This window comes from Helicobacter didelphidarum (assembly GCF_003364195.1).
In the GTDB taxonomy this organism is placed as follows: Bacteria; Campylobacterota; Campylobacteria; order Campylobacterales; family Helicobacteraceae; genus Helicobacter_A; species Helicobacter_A didelphidarum.
Genome location: NZ_NXLQ01000001.1, coordinates 73,899 through 94,442, shown reverse-complemented (window position 1 = coordinate 94,442; position 20,544 = coordinate 73,899). Strand labels below are relative to the sequence as shown.

14 protein-coding genes are annotated in these 20,544 nt (G+C 30.7%); 1 reads left to right on the top strand and 13 read right to left on the bottom strand.

What is annotated here, in order from left to right; genetic code table 11:
- Window positions 1-187: 187 nt before the first annotated feature.
- The 9 genes from CQA53_RS00365 to CQA53_RS00325 all read right to left on the bottom strand — a co-directional run bounded on the left by CQA53_RS00365 (window position 188) and on the right by CQA53_RS00325 (window position 8,964).
- Entirely contained in the window at window positions 188-1,636 is a 1,449-nt protein-coding gene (locus tag CQA53_RS00365) for a Do family serine endopeptidase (RefSeq protein ID WP_407918833.1), read from the bottom strand.
- Window positions 1,637-1,763: 127 nt separating this feature from the next.
- Window positions 1,764-2,015 (bottom strand): hypothetical protein, encoded by a 252-nt coding sequence (locus CQA53_RS00360; RefSeq protein WP_115542043.1) that lies wholly within the window; start codon window positions 2,013-2,015, stop codon window positions 1,764-1,766.
- Window positions 2,016-2,236: 221 nt separating this feature from the next.
- A complete protein-coding gene (gene thiE / locus CQA53_RS00355) occupies window positions 2,237-3,001 on the bottom strand; it encodes a thiamine phosphate synthase (protein WP_115542042.1) in 765 nt (254 codons plus the stop codon).
- Between the two features lie 94 nt (window positions 3,002-3,095).
- Window positions 3,096-3,869, bottom strand: coding sequence for an ABC transporter ATP-binding protein (locus tag CQA53_RS00350; protein ID WP_115542041.1), 774 nt, complete (start codon window positions 3,867-3,869; stop codon window positions 3,096-3,098).
- 9 nt (window positions 3,870-3,878) lie between these two features.
- Window positions 3,879-4,823, bottom strand: a complete 945-nt coding sequence (locus CQA53_RS00345) for a FecCD family ABC transporter permease (RefSeq protein ID WP_115542228.1) — start codon at window positions 4,821-4,823, stop codon at window positions 3,879-3,881.
- Between the two features lie 330 nt (window positions 4,824-5,153).
- Complete coding sequence (tgt, locus tag CQA53_RS00340; RefSeq protein WP_115542040.1) at window positions 5,154-6,293, bottom strand: tRNA guanosine(34) transglycosylase Tgt; 1,140 nt, start codon at window positions 6,291-6,293, stop codon at window positions 5,154-5,156.
- 189 nt (window positions 6,294-6,482) lie between these two features.
- The gene (metX, locus tag CQA53_RS00335; RefSeq protein ID WP_245945532.1) at window positions 6,483-7,760 is read right to left on the bottom strand and encodes a homoserine O-acetyltransferase MetX; all 1,278 of its coding nucleotides are present in this window, start codon (window positions 7,758-7,760) and stop codon (window positions 6,483-6,485) included.
- A gap of 9 nt (window positions 7,761-7,769) precedes the next feature.
- Window positions 7,770-8,456, bottom strand: a complete 687-nt coding sequence (locus CQA53_RS00330; RefSeq protein WP_115542039.1) for an amino acid ABC transporter permease — start codon at window positions 8,454-8,456, stop codon at window positions 7,770-7,772.
- Between the two features lie 244 nt (window positions 8,457-8,700).
- Window positions 8,701-8,964, bottom strand: coding sequence for a hypothetical protein (locus CQA53_RS00325; protein ID WP_115542038.1), 264 nt, complete (start codon window positions 8,962-8,964; stop codon window positions 8,701-8,703).
- Window positions 8,965-9,232: 268 nt separating this feature from the next.
- Between CQA53_RS00325 and CQA53_RS00320 the strand changes: the two genes are divergently transcribed.
- On the top strand, window positions 9,233-10,279 hold the full coding sequence (locus CQA53_RS00320; protein WP_115542037.1) for a hypothetical protein: 1,047 nt from the start codon (window positions 9,233-9,235) through the stop codon (window positions 10,277-10,279).
- 106 nt (window positions 10,280-10,385) lie between these two features.
- On the opposite strand, the gene CQA53_RS00315 is transcribed toward CQA53_RS00320, so the two are convergent.
- The 4 genes from CQA53_RS00315 to CQA53_RS00300 form a co-directional block, all read right to left on the bottom strand.
- Window positions 10,386-11,468, bottom strand: coding sequence for a type I restriction endonuclease (locus CQA53_RS00315; RefSeq protein WP_115542036.1), 1,083 nt, complete (start codon window positions 11,466-11,468; stop codon window positions 10,386-10,388).
- Between the two features lie 261 nt (window positions 11,469-11,729).
- On the bottom strand, window positions 11,730-12,131 hold the full coding sequence (locus tag CQA53_RS00310; protein ID WP_115542035.1) for a pyridoxamine 5'-phosphate oxidase family protein: 402 nt from the start codon (window positions 12,129-12,131) through the stop codon (window positions 11,730-11,732).
- 211 nt (window positions 12,132-12,342) lie between these two features.
- Window positions 12,343-14,976 (bottom strand): penicillin-binding protein 1C, encoded by a 2,634-nt coding sequence (gene pbpC / locus CQA53_RS00305; protein WP_115542034.1) that lies wholly within the window; start codon window positions 14,974-14,976, stop codon window positions 12,343-12,345.
- A complete protein-coding gene (locus tag CQA53_RS00300) occupies window positions 14,976-20,381 on the bottom strand; it encodes an alpha-2-macroglobulin family protein (protein WP_115542033.1) in 5,406 nt (1,801 codons plus the stop codon). The genes pbpC and CQA53_RS00300 overlap by 1 nt, the downstream gene beginning before the upstream one ends.
- Window positions 20,382-20,544: the final 163 nt, after the last annotated feature.

Below are 20,544 nucleotides of genomic sequence, written 5' to 3'. Positions count from 1 at the left end.
ATTTAAATTAATTTTCTAAGCTATATCGGTCAAAACAAATTTTATTTTATTTTTATAAAGAGTAATTCCTATGGAATCATAGAAAGGTAAGTATCCCAATAAATGTACTAAACCATTTAAAGTAACTTACATAATTCTTTACAATTTTAATATGATTGGAGATTCCAGAATATAAAAAATGAGAATATTATTGCACAACAATCGTTTTAACTTCGCCTGTCATAATATTATAAGCAAGAATGCGTTTTGTTTTACCACTAAATGACTGAATTGTATTTTGAAAATCCGTAGTATTTTTAATGGGAATATTTTCAATTTGTGCTATTACATCCCCCTTTGCAAATCCTACATTTACAGCTTTTGAATTTGGATTCACTTCAGTAACAAGCACACCATCTATGTCGTTTGGCACTCTGTATGCTCTTCGTATTTGGGCACTAAGATTTTCAATTCGCATATTGTCAAAAAGATTCCCACTTGGTGTAATAGGTTCATTTGTATTGCGTATTTGTGCAGAATTTTGTGGTTGTTCTGCAAGGCGAATAGTAACTTGTTTCTCCTCTGGAATTGACTGGTTACCCTTCATTGCCTTACGCATGATTGTAAGAGTAATTTGCTGATTTGGTTGAAGTGATCCTATATAATTACGCAACTCTGCTGCACTTTTTGTTGGTCTCCCATTAACTGCTGTAACTAAATCCCACACAGCAAGCCCTGCCTTTTGTGCAGGTGAATCTGCTTGCATACCAACGATTAAAGCTCCTTGTGCATCTCCATAAACATTTGCAATTTCAGAATCCATATCTTTAATACTTACACCAAGATAACCTCGTCGAACCTTGCCTGTTCTCATAAGTTCTGCCGCAACATTTTTTACCATTTCAGCTGGAATTGCAAATCCAATGCCATGATTCCCTCCTGTGCGAGAAATGATTGCTGTATTCATACCAACAAATGCACCACGACTATCAATAAGTGCACCACCTGAATTTCCCGGATTAATACTTGCATCTGTTTGAATAAAATTCTCATAGTTACTGATTCCAAAACCATTTTTGTTCAGTGCAGAAATTATTCCTTGTGTTACACTTTCTCCAACACCAAACGGATTCCCAATAGCAAAAACTATATCACCTACAGCATATTTGTTACTATCTGCAAAAGGAAGAATAGGTAAATTATTTCGCTCAATCTTAATTACGGCAATATCACTTTGAGTATCTTCTCCAATAAGCTTTGCGATATGTTTTTTTGTATCTCCAGGTAATGTTACAAAAATTTTATCAGCGTCCTTAACAACATGACTATTTGTAACAATAAAACCATTACTTGTAATAATAACGCCAGAACCAATACCTCCTTGTAACTTATCTTGTGGCACCATATCACCAAAAAATTGCCGAAAAAATGGATCATTAAAAGGTGAATTCTCCAACGATCCAACCTTTTTTTCTGTTGTAATATTCACAACAGCCCGTGTTGCATTTTTAATAGCATCATGATATGAAGCTACCATATTTGCTCCTGGTCCATTTGGGGATGTCCGATTAAATTGGGGGGCGTCTGTGAAAGCATGACTTAACGAGAAACTTAATGGTAAAACAAACAATAAATTAATAAATGTTTTTTTGAATATTTTTTGTTGTGTATTATCAATCTGTTCTTTCATAATTCCAAAACTCCTAAAAAATTAAATATATAGGAATTCTAGTATGTTTTGATAAAATTTTTTTAAATATAAAGAAAAAATATAATCTTTTGTATCAAAAGTATAAATTACACAAACAAAAAATGCAGTAATTCTCCAATTGTATCTTGCAATAAAATACCTCATTAAAATTAACCGCCTTTTGTGGTTGTGATTGTTTTGCGTCTATTGCTTCAAAGTCTTGTTCCGCTCTATTATCATATTCTACCACATTTGCAATTTCCCCACTCATAACTGTTTTTGATACGACATATTTAATCACTTTTGCTTGGAACATTTCAAGATTCCATTCAGAATAAGTATCCATATTTATCCTTATATGTATAATGGTAATCCAGTTCTTTATAAACCTCTCCTAAAGTCTTTAAGAGAGGCTCTCTTTTAAGCTCCAAACAATTTTACAATTAATCTTTCTTTGATTAAAACCAGATCTCATAAATACAAGCCACGACAAATATTATCATAGCAACCTTATTTCCTACATTCAAGAAAGAGATTAATTTTGTTAAATTTCTTTCTTATTTTCCTTTAATAATCTTGCCACTTTTGCAATAATAATCTTGCGTTCATACAAACATACCATAGGGATTTTAAATCTTCCTCTTGTTCTTTTTTTTCTCTGTTGGTATCAAAGATGTCCTGCTTAGAAACAATGTCTATCCTTGTATGTGAATCTCTACAAGATTCTATATAAGAATCTTGCTTATTCCATAAACTCGAAATCACAGCAATCATGTCGCTTTGTCGCAATAAGTTTGCATTTTCTGGACTTATACCTCCAATGCAACAAATTGGAATATGAATTTTTTCTTTTGCGTGTTCTAGAATCTTAAGCGGACAAAGATTTGCTTGTGGCTTTGTTGGAGAAGAAAAGAATGCTCCAAATGCAACATAATCTACCCCCATTTTTTCATATTTCAATGCTGAAGAAATGTCATTATAGCAACTCACGCCAATGATTCCAGAAAAAGCTTTTCGTATTGTAATAAAATCTCCTAATTCATCTTGTCCTAAATGCAACCCATCTACACCGAGTTTAATGGCAAGCTCATATCTATCATTTAAAACAAATAAAACATCTTTTTTTGCACAAAAATCTTGTAATTCAGAAACAAGTCCGATAATTTCACTATCTTTAGAATCTTTATCCCTGTATTGAAAAATACGCATTCCTCCATCTATTGCTTCCTGCAAAAAATCAAAAATTTTGTGTTTAGGGGTAAGCTTAGTATCACTAATGCCATAAAGTCCATATAAAATATTCTGATTTAAAGCAGTTTGTTTTATTGTCATATTACCCTCTTATCATTACATAATACTACTAATTTTTATTGTATCTTAGAATCTACAATTATCAAACTAATTTGTTGGCTAGCTTTTAAAAATTTTATAATGATTGTGGGATAGCAATATTGTATCCATTATGCTGGATAATCTCACATTGTAACCCCTCATATACTTGTTGTAGTTTTTCTACAATAATTAAATCGTGAGGATTGCCAAAATCCATAATCTTTCCATCTTTCATAAGTATAATTTTATCGCAAAAAAGACTAGCTAACATTAGATCATGAATAACAATAACACCACATAGTTTAAGATTCACAATAAGTTGTTTCACAATGTGTAAAATCTCAACTGCATAATGTAAATCCATAGCACTTGTAGGCTCATCAAGTAAGAGAATCTTTGGTTCGTTTGCCAATGCACGTGCGAGCAAAACGCGCCCAAACTCTCCACCACTTAAAGTTGTTACAATCCTCTCTCTATATTGCCATACATTCAGTTTATTCGCGATTTCTTCAATAGCATCAAAATCACTATTTTGGTATCCAAAGAAAGAATTGTTCAGTTTTGCATAACGCCCAGAAAGCATAAAATCTAAAACTTTTAATGGCATTGTTAAAAGACTTTTTTGTGGTATATAACTCACAATATTAGCTAGCTCTTTTGGACTAAAAGAATTTATCGGAACAGAATCTATTTTTATCACACCACTTTGCGGTTTTAAAAAACCCAAAATATTTTTTAAGAGTGTAGATTTCCCACAACCATTTGCACCCAAGATTCCAAGTAATTCACCATTTCTAGCATGGAAAGAAATATCTTTTAAAATATGTTTGGAAGTATAAAAAAAATTAAGATTCTGAACTTCTATCATGAATACTCCTTATCTTCTTTTTAAGGCTAAATAAAGAAAAAATGGTGCACCAAAAAATGCAGTAATAACACCTATTGGAATCTCTATGGGTAACCAAATGACCCGCCCAAAAGTATCACAAGCAAGTAAGAATAGCCCTCCCAAGAAAAAACTAAGCGGTAAAATTATAGCGTGATTACTATTTCCCAATACCAAACGTAAAATATGTGGAATGATTAACCCAACAAATCCGATAAGCCCACTAAATCCAACGCAAAAACCAACCGCAAGACTCGATACAATAAGTAACTGAATCTTTAATCTACTGACATTCACACCAAGACTTCGTGCTTCCTCATCTCCAAGCAACAAAATATTTAACTCAAGTCGCTTACTAAAAAAATACCACGAACAAATCATAGCTGCGATAGCCAAAATAATCACACGATCCCAATTTGCATTACCAAGATAACCCATAAGCCATGCAGTGATCTTAAAACTATCTTCACCAATTAGATAAATAGCAAAAGTCGTAAAAGCACCAACAAAAGCACTAATAGCTACACCAAGCATAAGCAATGTTGCCATATCTCTATGTCGTCCAATTGCAAAAATCACAAAACTTACAGCCACGCTGAAAACAAAACCAAAGATTCCGTAATAAATATCTGGTAATCCTAACAAATAGGCACTTACCGCACCAAGAGTTGCACTCGCTGCTACACCAATAATATATGGGTCAGCTAAAGGATTTGCAAATACGCTTTGCACCACAACTCCTGAACTAGCAAGCATTACACCAATGAGAATCCCCATAAAAATTCTTGAACCTCGCAGCTGAAATAATACTTCAAAGCCCAAATCCTTAACACTTGCTCCACCCATAGAAAATGCGAGAATAAGGACAATAACATAAGATATACTTATTGTAAATACAACAAAAAAGACTCTTGTTTGTAGCCATCTTTTTCTCATGTCTTTTTGATTCTTATTAGAAATACCTGAATTTAGATTTATATGTTGTGCAAAAATACTTGAATTTTTCTTTTCGTCCATTATATATCCTTTTATTACTGCATTTCAATGACAAACTCTGTTTATTTCATTCATCTTTTAATATTTACCATAGAAATTATCAGAATACAATAAAGATTATTCTACTATCTTAAAATAAACAAATAATACTTATTACTATATTTATATATAAAATACTATCTATAATATCGTTCTATTTTTTATAGAATCTTTAATATTAAATTTATGCTACATGTAGGGCATAAGACATAAAGTAAAAAATAATCTTATTTATTTCATTTTTGATTCTAAATTTATTTGCAAATCTCTTAATTTTTCTTTTTTGTAGTGATTCCATTCTTGCTGCATAATAGCTTCTCTCGCTCCACGCACTAATGCAAGGTAAAATGAAAGATTGTGTAAGCTCGCCAAACGATGATAGGAAATCTCAGCACTTCGAAATAAATGATGAAGATATGCTCTTGTATAATTCTTGCATGTATAACACTGACATTCCAAATCAAGCGGGGTAAAATCATTTTTATAACAAGCATTTTTAATATGCAATTTACCATAACTTGTAAATATTGTCGCATTCCTTGCATTCCTTGTTGGCATAACACAATCAAACATATCCACACCTCTATCAATGCATTCTAAAAGATTCTCGGGAGTGCCAACACCCATAAGATAGCGAGGCTTATGTATTGGTAAAAAATCACAAGCATAATCAAGACATGCATACATTTCTTCACTACTTTCACCAACAGCTAATCCCCCAATAGCATACCCATCAAATTCAAGTTCTACTAAGTCCATAGCACTTCTTTTACGCATTTCATAATCTATACCACCCTGCATAATCGCAAAAATTGTATTCTTGATTTCTCTTTCTTGTTTATTACGATTGTGGTATTCTATACTTTGTTTTGCCCATATGCTTGTGCGTTTAATAGAATCTAGCAAACGACCTTTTGAGGCAGGTAAACCCACCAAATCATCTAATATCATCATAATATCTGAATTAATGGCATACTCAATATCAAGCACTTTTTTAGGAGAAAAGAAATGAGAACTTCCATCAATATGTGATTTAAAAGCGATACCATCATCGCTAGGCTTTGCATTTCCGCTTAAGCTAAATGCTTGAAATCCGCCACTATCAGTCAGATAATTCCCATGAAAATTTGCAAAATTATGGATTCCATGAGCTTGTTGCAATAAATCAATACCGGGTCGCAAATAAAGATGATAAGTATTTGCCAAGATAAGATTAGTCTGTAAAAATGTTTTAATATCGATAGAATCTAACCCCTTTATAATTCCTTGTGTACCAACAGGCATAAAAATTGGTGTTTGAACAATGCCATGTGCAAGTTCAAAAGAACATGCTCTTGCATTCCCTTGTGTTGCTTGGATAGAAAAATTCATGATTTCCCCTTTCTAATTTTGGAGTGAATAAATAATTTAAAACGATATTCTTGATACTAGAACTGCAATCAGACATAGATAACTCAAAGATAAAACAAGAACCTAACGATTTTTTCAAAATTTTAATAAAAAGCTATTCAGAATCTCTACTTTTATATTGAAAGCAAAGTCGCATTGTAGAACATAACCCTACTTTATATTATCTATTAAATCCTTTACATACTCCCCATACTTTTCAACTTCAACGAGAAAACTATCATGTCCATAATCACTTTGAACTTCATAAAAGGTACATGGAATATTGAGCATATCCATACATTTTTTAATTTCCAACATTTCATTTATGGGAAACATATTATCGCCACTAAAACCGATTAAATGAAGTGGTGATTTTATCTTTTTGAGTGCATTCTCTAAATTATCAAAGCCAAGAGTGGCATCATACATGCTAAGCGCACGAATAAGATAAAGATAACATAATGGATCAAAATACTTAGTAAAATTTGCACCATTATAATCTAAATATCGTTCTATTTCAAATCTCCCCAATAAATCAAATGCCCCATCTGTCCCAACATAATTTCGAGCAAATTTCTTTTGCATAGTAGCTAACGAAATATATTGGCTAAACCCAAGCATACGTGCAATTTGTAAACCTTTAAATGCAGGCAATTCCCCACTATTTATTGCATAATTTCCACCCTTAAAATCAGAATCTAACATAACAATTTCTCGCATAACTTTATTTATCATAATAACTTGTGGATTGCTTGAATAACTCATTGCAATAGGAATAAATGCACGTGCACTTTTAGGATAAAGAATGGCAAAACTAAGAGCTTGCATTCCCCCCATAGAACCACCAATCACCGCATACAAGCAAGAGATTTCAAGAGAGTTTAATAAAATTCTTATTGCCTTTACCATATCTTGAATGGTAATCACAGGAAACTTAAATCTATAATAACCATTGTCGCCAAAACTTCCATAAATAGGGCTAATTGGAGAAGTAGAACCATAACATGAACCAATCACATTTGCACAAATAACAAAATATTTCGTTGTATCAATGGGTTTATGATCTCCCACCATATTATCCCACCAGCCAACTTTTTTTTCATGTTCATATCGTCCAGCACAATGATGGCTACCGGTTAATGCATGTGTTATAAGAATAGCATTGCTTTTGTCATCATTTAAAGTGCCATAAGTTTCATAAATAATTTGATAGGGTTCTAAAATTCTTCCAGAAGTAAGATAAAGAGGGTTTGTAAAAATTTTTGTGTGAGTTTGCATGTTCAAAGAATTACAAGAATGCTCGCAGCCTTGAGATTCTCTAAGATCTTTGCTTTGTTGATTATTGCACACAACTTCTCTCTGTGGAAATAATTTGGTATCTTCTCCCTTATGTGGGGATATATCCCCTTGTATTGATGTTTTGGATTGCGTATCATTTGGTATTTCCATCAATCCCCCTTATAAAACATATTTACGAAAAAAATACTCGAGCCACGAAAAGAGAAAGCTTAGAGGTAATAAAACAACTAGATATGCAATAATCAGCATAAATAATGCCTCATTTGTTTGTCCATAGTTTCCAATAATTTCTTTTGTTACCGACATTAAGTCTTGCAAACCAATGACTCCAATAATAGAAGTTTCTTTAATTAAAAACAAAACATTAGCACAAATAGATGGTAAAGCAAGAGTAATACTTTGCGGAAAAATAATAAATTTCAGAATCTGTATTTTACTCAAACCAAGTGAAAGTGCAGATTCTATTTGAGAATCTTTAATAGATACAAACCCCAAACGAAAAGATTCTGCCATGTAGCTACTTCCAAGAAAAGTAACGCCGATTATAGCACACCAAAAATTCGAGATTTCGACCCAATATGCTAACCCAAAATAAAGAAAAAATAATTGAATAATTAAAGGAGTATTACGAGAAATTTCAATATAAACACGCGATAGTCCAAAAAGATAAGGGATTCTATAATATACAATTAATGCAATAACAAAACCAAGTAAAATAGCAAATGAGATTCCATAAAATGAAATTTCTAATGTTAAGAAAAAAGCTTTTTGAAATAATGGCAACATAGAGATTATAAAATCTTTATCTAATATAAGATTAAAATCTATTGCAAAATGTTCTAACATATCAAAATCCTAAATTAAGATACAAATAGTATCAATATTCTTTATTACCCTAATTTCTAGCAAATCAAAAATAATAATTTTTATAAATAATCATCGCAAAAATAAATGTATCATAATTATTTGAAATACATGAAAACAAGTTTGACAATTCCACTTATTCTAAAAATTCAATCTTGAAAGAATAATTTTAATGTTTTTCTAAATTTATATTGCAATAATTATCAAAAATATAACAAAAAATATATTATTTTTCTAAAGATATGAAGAATGCTTCTAGTTTATTTAAAATTATTGTAACAATAATTTTTTTTCCTTTTGCATTATAGTTTTGAAAAAAATCATAGAGATTACGCAATTCAGATTCATTTGCAACAATACGTTTTCTATTATTTACCATTTTCGTCCGCCAAAACTCATTTCTCATTTTCTTTTTACGCATGACATTCATAATAAAAGTGATTTCCAACACATCAAGAATGCCCTCTCGAACAATATAATCTTTGCTCATATCTTGCCTTTTTAGGAAACTAAACAATAGTTACAAGTGATATACTTTAATGTCTTTGTTATGAATCTTAAATATTTCATAGGAAAATTGTAGCGTTTTTTTTTAAACAAACTTCAATTTATATATATTACAATATGTCAATTCCTTTTCTAAGTTCATTATGATGATAAAAAATATAATAATATATCATATAATGCTTACTCAATTTATCAAATTAGAATTTATTGTATGTATGTTACAATTCTATAACCTCTTATAAGGAATACTGATGAATATAAAATGTTCGCAAAAAATACATAAAAATGCAAAATATCTAAAAATTTTTTTCTTATGTTTGTTTTTGATTATTTTTCTCACACTTCCGTTGCAACCACATAACCAAAATGAAAGTAATATCCCAATTATGAATTTTATAGAATCTTACACAATGCAATACTATGATGACACTTTAAAACAACTTGGTGTAGTATGGGTAAGTGTAAAATTCGTTACAAAATTTGTAGCTATATTCCAACATACACAAATCTCATTTCAACCTTTTGGAATTGGCTTAAGCCTCGCACCTGGAGAGCTACTTGCTGCAATTAATGATAATCTTGAGAGAGTGTCTTCAGTTCTTTTTATGCTTATTATCACAATACTTTTACAAAAATTTTCTCTTGGGTTTATTACTTTTTTGGTATTTAAGATTCTATTTCCATGTGGATTATTTCTCCTCTTACTTTCACATTCATTAAAAAAGAGATATGCAATTTGTGATGCTGTGGGTGTTTTTATAATAAAATTTTCTCTTCTTTTGTGGATTTCTTTTCCTTTAAGTGCTTTTTTAAGTCATAGTATCTATACAATATATTTGCAAGATGACTATAAAGAAACTATCAAATATATTCAAATCCAAAATAAAGAATTAGAATCACTAAGTGATGGACTTGGATATAAAATAACACAAGATATACAACAGCAAGATTCTCAAACAACAGAATCTTCTTTAAAATTGGACATTAAAGATACACAATCGGTAGATAAAAATAATAAATTCTTGTCAAAAAATACAAATTCATTCTTTACAACCCCAAAATGGTTAGAATCTACAATGAACACAACTGAGAAATTTCTCGATGAGATGAAGAATACTCCCAAGAATTTGACATTTATAAAAGAAAATGTGATAAATAAATTACAAATTGCCATAAATTATCTTGATGAGATGATTGATAAAGTGATGCAAGTTATCGCTTCATTCCTGCTCACTTGCATAGTTATTCCAATCACAACATTTGTTTCACTCTATTTGATATTACGCAAAATAGTTTGAAATTGCTAAGCTCAAATTACAATATATTTTCCATAGAGAATCTATAACAATTACTCATCTTTAACTAACTTTTAGATAAATTATAGAATGCAAAATAACATAACTTTTAATTGCCATTTATTAGCTTAGAATCTGTTTTTAATTCAAAACTTTGAATAATCTCATTTTTAAACTTATAAAGATCATAGACATTTTCTAAATCAATTCGTTGATCTTTTTCGTGTGTTGGGATAGTAATATATTTCTTTGTGCCGTTAAACCATAATCGACAAAACCATTTCCTAAGATTATTATCAGCAATAATCCCAAAATAGCTAATTGTATCTCTATATGAAATGCGTTCAATATTAAAATCTTTAAACTCCACAAAGAAACTTTTAACAATATATAAACCCTGCAATTCTTCCTCTGTTGTTACAATTAAGTTTTCATCTTCATGATCTTCTGTATGCGAATCTTCTTTTTCATCTTTTGATAGAGAATTTTTCACAGCTATAATTTTCTCACTTGCTAAATCATTGATAATGTCTTGGAGTGCCTTTTTAATATGGATTCTATATTCGTTAATAATATTTTCTGTCATTCTCTTATTTGTCATTCGTATAGCAAAGAATTTTACAAACTCATCATCTGGACTTTCTATTTGCGTTCTAAAAATTTCTTGAATCTGCTTATGATTTTTTGTAATACTTGCGAACTTTACAATAGATTCTACATCAAGCTGTTCTTTAGTAAATTTTTCTAATTCTTTAAGATCTTTTTGCCTTATATGTTCTAAGTCAAAGACCATAAACGGAGTTTTATCCATAATATTATTATTCTCTATGTCAGAAAAAAAACGATATTCTATACCATTTGTTAATATTGCGAACTTCACTTCTGCAACTGCATGAAAATATCTTACAAGCTGATTATGATGATTATCTAAATTTTCATTATGATTTTTAACTTCTATTAATACGAGTGGTTTACCATCTTTTAGAATCGCATAATCTACTTTTTCACCTTTTTTTGTGCCAATATCCGCAGTAAATTCAGGAACAATGACTTGATTATCAAAAACATCGTAGCCTAGTGAATTTAAAAACGGCAAAACAAGACTATGTTTTGTGGCTTCTTCTGTTTTTATATTATCTTTTTGATTTTTCACACGTTGTGCTAGTTCTAAAAATTTATCATTTAAGCTCATGCAGTAACTCTCCATAAAATTGAATTGTTAATATTGCAATTATAGCCAAAAAGCATAAAACTACAATAAAATTTTCAATTTTACTTTAGTAAATCTTTGATGAATAAATTCTAAAAAATATTACTATTTAATAGTTATTCTCTATATTTTTAACATCAGCCAAGAAACCTATGAAATATAAAAATTATAAAATATAATCTTATGGCTTTAGATTTATGGAATATCTACAAAAGATAAAATTTTAAAATTAAAATCATAATTTTACTCTTTAACAACAAATTCTTTGAGTTGCCCTTTTCTATAAATTTGTGCATGAATATGAGTAAGGTAAAAAATACTAAAACGAGGGTCATCAACACTCTTAAAACTACTTGTTGGACGTTGTAAGTAAATATATTTTATCTCCCTATTATTACTAAAAACAACTTTTGCATGTATGCGTATCCAACTAAAATCAGATGCACAAACACAAATACATATAAATGGATTGTGCTGAAGTTGTGAAAACATAGGTTTATCATTATTCATACAATACCAGATTCTATCATTACAAAGCATCGCACTCCCAATAGGACGAGAAATTGGCTTATTATCAGATATAGTGCTTAGAATTTGAATGCGATTTGCATCTAAAAATCGCATAATTTCTTGTAATTCACCCATATTGATCCTTTGAGAATATCAAAATGTGTTTATAATATCGTTATCCTCTTAACTTATCAACAATAAAATCAAAATAAAATTCAAGACTATATTTAACTCTGTTCTTATGAATAAGCATAGCTCTATAACAAACCCAAACGATAATATCAAAAATAAAGTTTTAATCTATGAAATCTTAAAATACAAAATCTAAGATATTCTTATAAATATATTATTTATCAATATAAAATGAAATTTCGTCTTTTTTGCCATCTTCACCAATAATCATTAAATGATGCTTTCCAATACCAAGATTCAATGCATATGTATTGTCATAAAAACTCCCTATATATTCTTTATCAAGATACCAATGCACTTTTTGCTTTTTGAGATTCGCAATGCGAATAATAAGATTTTGCGTAGCGTTAAAATCCTTTGTTTGGACAATTCTTATATCATTTAAAGGATAAATAATTTTAAGTGTAGAATCTTTTTTTGATTGTGATTTATTCACTGAATAAATATTTACATTTTGTAACTTGTAATAATTGAGAACACTAATAGGTAAGTCGAGCTTAATGCTCGGTAGAGCCTCAATAAAATCACTATTGAGTGAAGAATCGCTATTTAAAGAATCTATTTCTTTTGTTTTTGTCTTATCAAGCCATACTTTTTTAAGAAATGGCGATGATCGCAAAGGTTTTGAATCTTGTGGCAATAAAATTGTTGTCTTTGCCAATCCAAAATACTCCAAATCCTGTGTAATTCTATATCCTGTAAGTGTATCAATTTCAACTTCTTTTAAATCATTTGGTTTATTGAACTCTCTATCCACAAAATTTAACTCACTAAATAATTCAAAAAATAATTTACCTGCACTCTCAACTCCAGAAAGATTTGGATTCTCTTCTCCTGTGAAATTTCCAACCCACACAATAAGTGTATATTGTGGTGTTACACCAGCAGCCCAGGCATCCTTTTTACCATAGCTTGTGCCACTTTTCCAAGAAATAATTTTCTTGTCTTTATGCAGATTTTCTAAACCTGCCCTAGCAAGATCCTTCATTGTTTGCAGTGTAAGGTAACTTGCCCCTTGTGTTAAAATACTCTTTGTCGGAATCTTATCATAAGGAAGTGTATAATAAATGCGACCAAATTTACCCATATTGCCAAGTCCAAGATAAAGAGAGGCAATATCTTCCATGCTTAATTCTTTTGTTCCGAGAATCAGCGATAAACCATAACGCATAGGATTATCATCATTAAATTTTAAAATATCTTTAAGTGTATAGAAGAATTTTGTCAATCCATATTCTTTTAAAAGCCCCACAAAAGGAATATTCAACGAACGCACAAGGGATTGATATGCACTCACAAAGCCATAATATTTATATGAAGCATTCTTTGGATTAAAGTTAGAAAAGAACAAGGGAACATCAATAAGCTTTGATTCTGGTGCAATCAAACCCTCATCGATACTTAAGGCAAACAACAAAGGTTTTAATAAAGATCCCGGACTACGTTTTGCCATTATTCCATCAATTTGCCCAAAATTTTCAATATCAAGAAAATCTTGTGAGCCAAGATAAGCCAATACTTCGGAAGTTTGAGTATCAAGTAAGATTGCTGCCAGATTAGAAATATCTTGTCTTTGTAATTTATAATAATATTCTTTTGCAGCTAATTCAAAGCTTTTTTGAATCTCCTTATCGATTGTTGTATAAAAAATTACCTGTTGATTTTTATCCTCTCGAATAACACGAGATGATATATGCGGGGCGATATTGACATGTGATTGAACGCCTTTTGGGAGAGGTTCGCTTAAAGACAAAGAAAGAATCCTAGAATCTATAATTCCTCTTTCATAAAGTCTGTGCAAAAGAGTATTGCGTTTTTTTTCTAAAAAAGACCGATTTTTAGAAATGTTCATCAATCCAGGTGCATTTGGAAGTACGGCTAAGAGGGCAGATTCTGCCCAAGTTAGAGATTTAGGCAATTTTGAAAAATAAAGGAGTGAAGCGGATTTAAAACCAACAACATTACCACCATAAGGTGCATTATTCAAATACATTTGTAAAATTTCTTCTTTGCTATAAAGATTCTCTAATCGTAATGCGTGAATAGTCTCTTTAAATTTATTAGAATAAGTGCGTGTATTAGATTCTAAAAGTTTTACAACCTGCATACTTAGTGTGCTCGCTCCAGCACGGGTATTATGCGTAATATTATTTTTGATTGTGCGAACAATAGCAAAAAGATCAACACCAAAATGTGAATAAAAATTTTTATCCTCATAAAGGATAACACAAGTTTTAAGTTTTTGTGGAATCTCTCCTATTTCATTAATATGCCACTGCTCATTTTTATTGAGAAAAACGCTTAAAAGCTCCCCATTTCTATCAAATACACTTTTACTATAACGAGATAAAAAGGGATCAATAAAATTTCTTGTATGAAAAGAATTGTTTATTTTGGAATCTACTTGAGAATCTCTGGAATGTAGATTTTGTTTCAAATCTTGTATTTGTTCATGAGTGTATGGTGTCGCAGAGGACTCTAAAGAATCACTAGTTATTGTAAATAAAGTATTTTTCATTAAGGAAGATTCTTGGGGTTTTAATTCTTGTTCTTTCATTTTTCTTTCATAAATAAGTTGCCTTACATCTTCTATCCTTTTTTGATTTTGTTTAGCTTGTTTTTCATCTATATTACCATAATCAAATGGCGAAAAACTAAAGAAGAGAAATCCACAATATATAATAAAAATAAAACAAAGAATCCAATGTAAGTAAATAATAAAAACTTTTAATGAAAGAGAAAAGCAAGGAAATAAAATCCTAAAAATTCTCTTATACCAATATTGCATTACTTCGCTTTAACCTTTATTTTGATAGCTTTTGTATTTGCTTGATAATTATTATCATACATTGCTTCAGCATAAGCTGGTGGGAGGGTATATTCCCCGGGTGTAATGACATTAATTTTCACATAAGCTTGTTGCACATTGCTATTATTCTGAGAATTATCATAAAAATCAAAGAACCACATAATCTTATCATCACGAATATCAGTATAAGCAATATTATTGATTTGTTGTTGGACAATAAAACTCGGCAATGAATCATTGTTTAATCGTAGATTCTCAATCTCCCAACCACTTGGTAAACCTTGTGTAATGGCAACATTTGAGACATTCACAGGTTGATCAACCTTAGAAAGTGTTAAGCGAATCCAAAAGCTTGTTCCAGAGGTAAGATTCGAAATATCAATTGACTTGCCTTCATTGTCTAAGAATTCTTGTGTAATACGAATATTTTTTGCAACTTCGGGCATAGGATCAAGAGGAACTCCCTCCCATACATATCCTATAAACAGATCTTTTTGACTTTTAGAGGTAATTGTTGCATTTCCACTATTAAGTACAAACTGCAATGAATTTGTCATTGAATCAAATTCTTGTTTTTGCTTATTAATATCAATGAGACCAGCTATTTGCATATCTTGGGAATCTCTTTTTATCTCACCAAGAGCCATCAAAGAGTAACCAAGAGTTTGAGTTGAATACCATGCTTCAGATTCCAATGCAGTTGCAATACTATTTAATAAAGCCTCATGTGTTGTGCCATAAATAGTGTGGTATGCTGAAAGAATGATAGCTTCATCGCGCAATTTTGACCCATAGCTATAAGAATAATATTCTTTTGAACCATCAGGAGTAATCCCAAGATTATTTGTAATCTTCTTTGCTATATCTTCTTTCCCTGCAAGTTTATATGTCGCACCAAGCAACCATTTATCTGTTACAGAAAGTTTTGATAGGTTATCCTCATAAATGGCATTCATTACACCAATTTGTGCCTCTTTCGCAAGTGCTAAAAGATAGAGTGAATAAATCTGTGCGGAATTTACAGAATCAACACTCTTTGTATAGTTAATCTGATAATTAATCCACTTACGCAAAAACTCATGAGGCACAAAGTAACCATTTTGTTGTGCCAAAAGTAAGAAATGACCAGCATAATTGCTACCCCACACATCAGCCTTTCTATCTCCTTGCCAATATGCTAATCCCCCATTTGCTACCTGAAAACTTTGTAAGCGTCTAATACCCGCATTAATATTGTTTGCTATCTCTTCTTTATCAATGAATTTTGCATGACTTATTTTATCAAGAAATAGCTGCGGTAAAACACTTGAAGTTGTCTGTTCTGCACAACCATAAGGATAATGAATGAGCCACCGCACACGATGATCAATTGAAATGATAGGTGATCCAGAAATGTTTAAAAATCCTTTATTTGAACCGATTACAAAATCTTTTGGAGCGTTTATCTGAATAGTTTTATTTGGTGCAAGAATTTGCTTTTGCACACTTGTTATATAAGGATTAATCGCTTTTATATCGATTTCTGTAGAATCTGTCATATTAAAGCCTTTTGTTTGTAAAGCAATATCAATTTTTTCTACACCCATAGCATTTGTTACTTGACCCTCAATAATAATTGTTTGTGAAGTTTTATCTTTGAATTTCACTTCTACTTGATTTGTATTCAATTTCACTAATCCTTTTTGGGCTGTAAGCTTGATGGTGGCATTCTTTATATCATTTTTCGTTGGAAATAACTCGATTGGCAAACTAAACTTATCGCCAACCTTTAATGATCTAGGAAGTGTTGGCATCATCACAACAGGTGCAGATACCGTAATATTCTTCTGGGCAGATCCAATACTTGTAGCATTGCTTGCAACTGCCATAACTCTAACGCTTCCTATATATGAGGGCATTTTAAATTTGAGTGTGGCATTACCATGAGAATCTGTGCTTACGGGTGCAGTATAAAGCACAACAGGTTTAAATCGTTCTGCATTTTCATCACGTTTTTGTTTTGCATTTGTTGCACTCATTTCTTCATCACCTCCATCGCCACCAGCTTTTAAAATATTATGCACTTTACCAAATGTTTTAGAAATAATCAAATCATAAGTATCAAAAGTTTTGAGTGCAAGAGAAAGTTTCGCATAAAAATAGTCCCATGGGTCCGGTGTCTTGAAATCTGTTAGTCCCAACAAACCTTCATCTACAATTGCAAGTGTAAAGGTTGCTTGTTTTTTCTCTGCATTGCTAATTTTTACTTCAAAATCGCTATTTGGTAAAACTTCTTGTGGTGCATCAAGCTCAAGAGTTAAAATGCTTTTTGAATCCTTTACCATAATTGGCACAACTCCAAAAAGTCGCAAAGAAAGATCATTATCTGTTGTATTATAATCTTGCAACAATGAAACACTCACATACGCATTTGGTGCAAGTTGAGAATCTATAGGAATATCAAATGAATTTACACCTTTTTGGACATTTCTCCAAAATCTTTTTAGAATTTTTCCATCTTTATTAAGTGTAATCAATGCTTTTGCATTATCTGTGCCTTCAAAACTAATTTTTGCATGTTGCCTATCGCTATATTCTGTCTTATCACTCCAAATTTTTAATGCAGTTACTTTTTTTGCATTCAACGGATCACCCCATTCAGATGCATATAATGAAATCGAACTTGTTGATCCATTCTCTACATCTGTTACCTCAATGAGAATATCACCTCTTTCTTGAAAAGTATGTTTTAAAAATACAGGCTTATCTTGGCTTATGATTGTTCCTTCTGCAATGACTTCGGTATTACTATCAGTCTTAATTGATCGTGAAGATCCATAATCATAATCCCACCACCAAGAATAACTATTGCGATAAATTTTATAAGAAAGTTTTCTGCCAGACAATAGTTTAGAATCATCACTCACAATAGAAATAATTGGCAAACTAATTTCTTGTTTGGTTGAGATATATGTGCTATTTGGTCTTCCAATACCCACAAATGAATCGTATTGTTTCAAAAGTATGCTTTTGTGTGTAGTAACAGAACGGGAACTTTTTTCTGATACTTTTGCTACAAGAGTAGCTCGTAAATTAGTGTTTATTTGTGCAATATTATTTAAATCAAAACTTTTTTGCGTAAATCCATTAGAATCTAATTTCCCCTTTACAATATCATTGTAGCTATAATTCATAGAACTTGCATTATCAAAAATATAGTTTTTATATGTTTTACTATGGAATTCTTGCTTTTGAATATACATTTCGGTGCTATATTCTAAATCGCTCGCAGGAGCTCCAAAAAGATAATCCCCCTGCAATGAAAATTGCAATTTCTTATTTTGTTTTATATCAAGAGTTTCCTCTGCCTTAATAGCAACTTTGATTCTATCAGGAACAATAGTTTCGACAGAAAAGTTTTTATAAAATGAATTACCGCCAACATTTATCTTTGCCGTCCATACACCAGTATCAGCATCTTTAGGAATATTAAATTGATAATAATACACTCCATCGCTTATTTGATGTAGGGTATATTCATCAAGCATTTTTTTACCACGTGGAGAAGTGAGTGTAAGATAAATGGGATGATCTATAAGTAATGGAGAATCATTATTGCGAATAATAGCATTTAAATGCAAATTATCTCCGGGTCTATAAACACCTCGTTCAGTATAAATAAATGTTTTGATTCCATTTTGAAATGTACTTCCACCAACATCAAAACCATCTGTACTTACATTCGTGCTTGATAATTTCAGTAAAGTTGCATCTCCTTGAGATTCTGCAAGAAGATAAAGCACTTCTTGCTTTTTAAGATTCAATATTGCATCACCACTTGCATTTGTTGTTGCTTGAGCAACGATTTGATTTTTACGATTTATCGCACTAATTTTTACACCATTCATAGGGGCATTTGTTGTGATATTTAACGCACTCGCAGTGATTGTATCGTTACCTTGTTGTGCAATCAGAGCAATATTTGAAAACACAAGATGTTTGCCAATTCGATTTACATTATCATAATAATCATCTTCTTCACCAGAAGAATTAGTCGCACTGCCGGCGACATCTTTTTTCTGATAGCTTAATTCTACAATAAATACACCTTTAGAATCTTTAAGACCGCTTAAATCAAGTTCGTTTTGTATCCATGTATTTTTTGTATTCTCAATATCAAAATCTTTTTTAAACACTTCATCGCCAATACGATAAATATTGTAATAAATGCTTCTTGATGTATTATTCGTAGCCCCAACAAAATTATCATCATAAAGAAATTGTGTAATATTATTGGGATATATACGTGTTACTTTTGCTTGAACTTTTTTTACATTCATTGTTTTAAAAGCAACTTTTTTATTTGCACTTTGTGGTAAAAAAACTCCAGTACTTGAAAAAACAATGCTTGGAGGAATATCTTTAATCTTTATGCTTGTTTCATAAGTTTCTTGCAGTGTCTTGTTATTTTGTGATTTTAAACCCTTAAGAATACTTACACTATAATTTGTTTCAGTATTAAAAGCTCCTGTGAGATAAATTGTATTTCCGGCTTGTGCAACACTAAAATCAATGGCAGGAGAGACCTTAATATAATCCTTAAGGTTTATATTCTTAAGTAATTCTTGAGAAAAAGAAATGTTAATGCTTGGAAATTCACCCGGTTTTGCTTTCACATCTTGCACTATAAAATTTGATTCTGTTACAAGAGGTATAGAAAATTTTACATCATCTCGCAAACCTAACATTTTAGAATCAAAACTTATCGTAAAATTTATGTCTTTCTCTTTTGGTTTAGAAATTTCATTTGTCATAAGAGCAAATCCCATGCTATTAGAATCCTCTGTAATTTTAAATGGAATATTCTTACCATCATCACTCTGAACCTTTGTTGCTTTTGTGAGAGTATTCAAATCAATAGTTTGCGATAATGCAATAGTAGCATTCAGTTTGACAGATTTTGGACTTGCATTTGAAAATGTTAAATTTTCTACTTCAATAGAGGTAGGAGCTGTCTTAAATTTTAAAATAATAGTTTTACTCTTGACTTGAACTTTCATATCTTTTGCAATCTTTTCCATTGGAACTTCAAGTGTGTATGGAGTATTAGAATGGAGTGGTTTAGGAAAATAAATTACCATTTTATTGTTATTAATAAAATTATAACGAGCAGATATTTCTTCATTATTAAGCCTAAAAGATTCTGCATGGAAAACACCAATATTACTAGAATCTACGATATTATCTTTAAAAATAATATAAGGTTGCACTATTGTAGAGACTTCACCAGTGGTAAGCTTATCTATTTCAGAATTGTTTGAGTTGCAACCATAAAATGTAAATGAACCAGTTAAAATAAAAAAACCTATAAACAAGAAACGAAGAAAAAAAAGAACTTTTACCATACCAAACCCCAAAAATTAATGTAAAATATGGCATGAATTATATCATAAAACTATATATATATAATATTTAAGAAAATTTCCCTATTTATTATTCTAATAAAAATAGAGAAATAAGCTTTTAATCTAAATTTTTGATGAATGAACTTAGTTCATTTTTTATAGA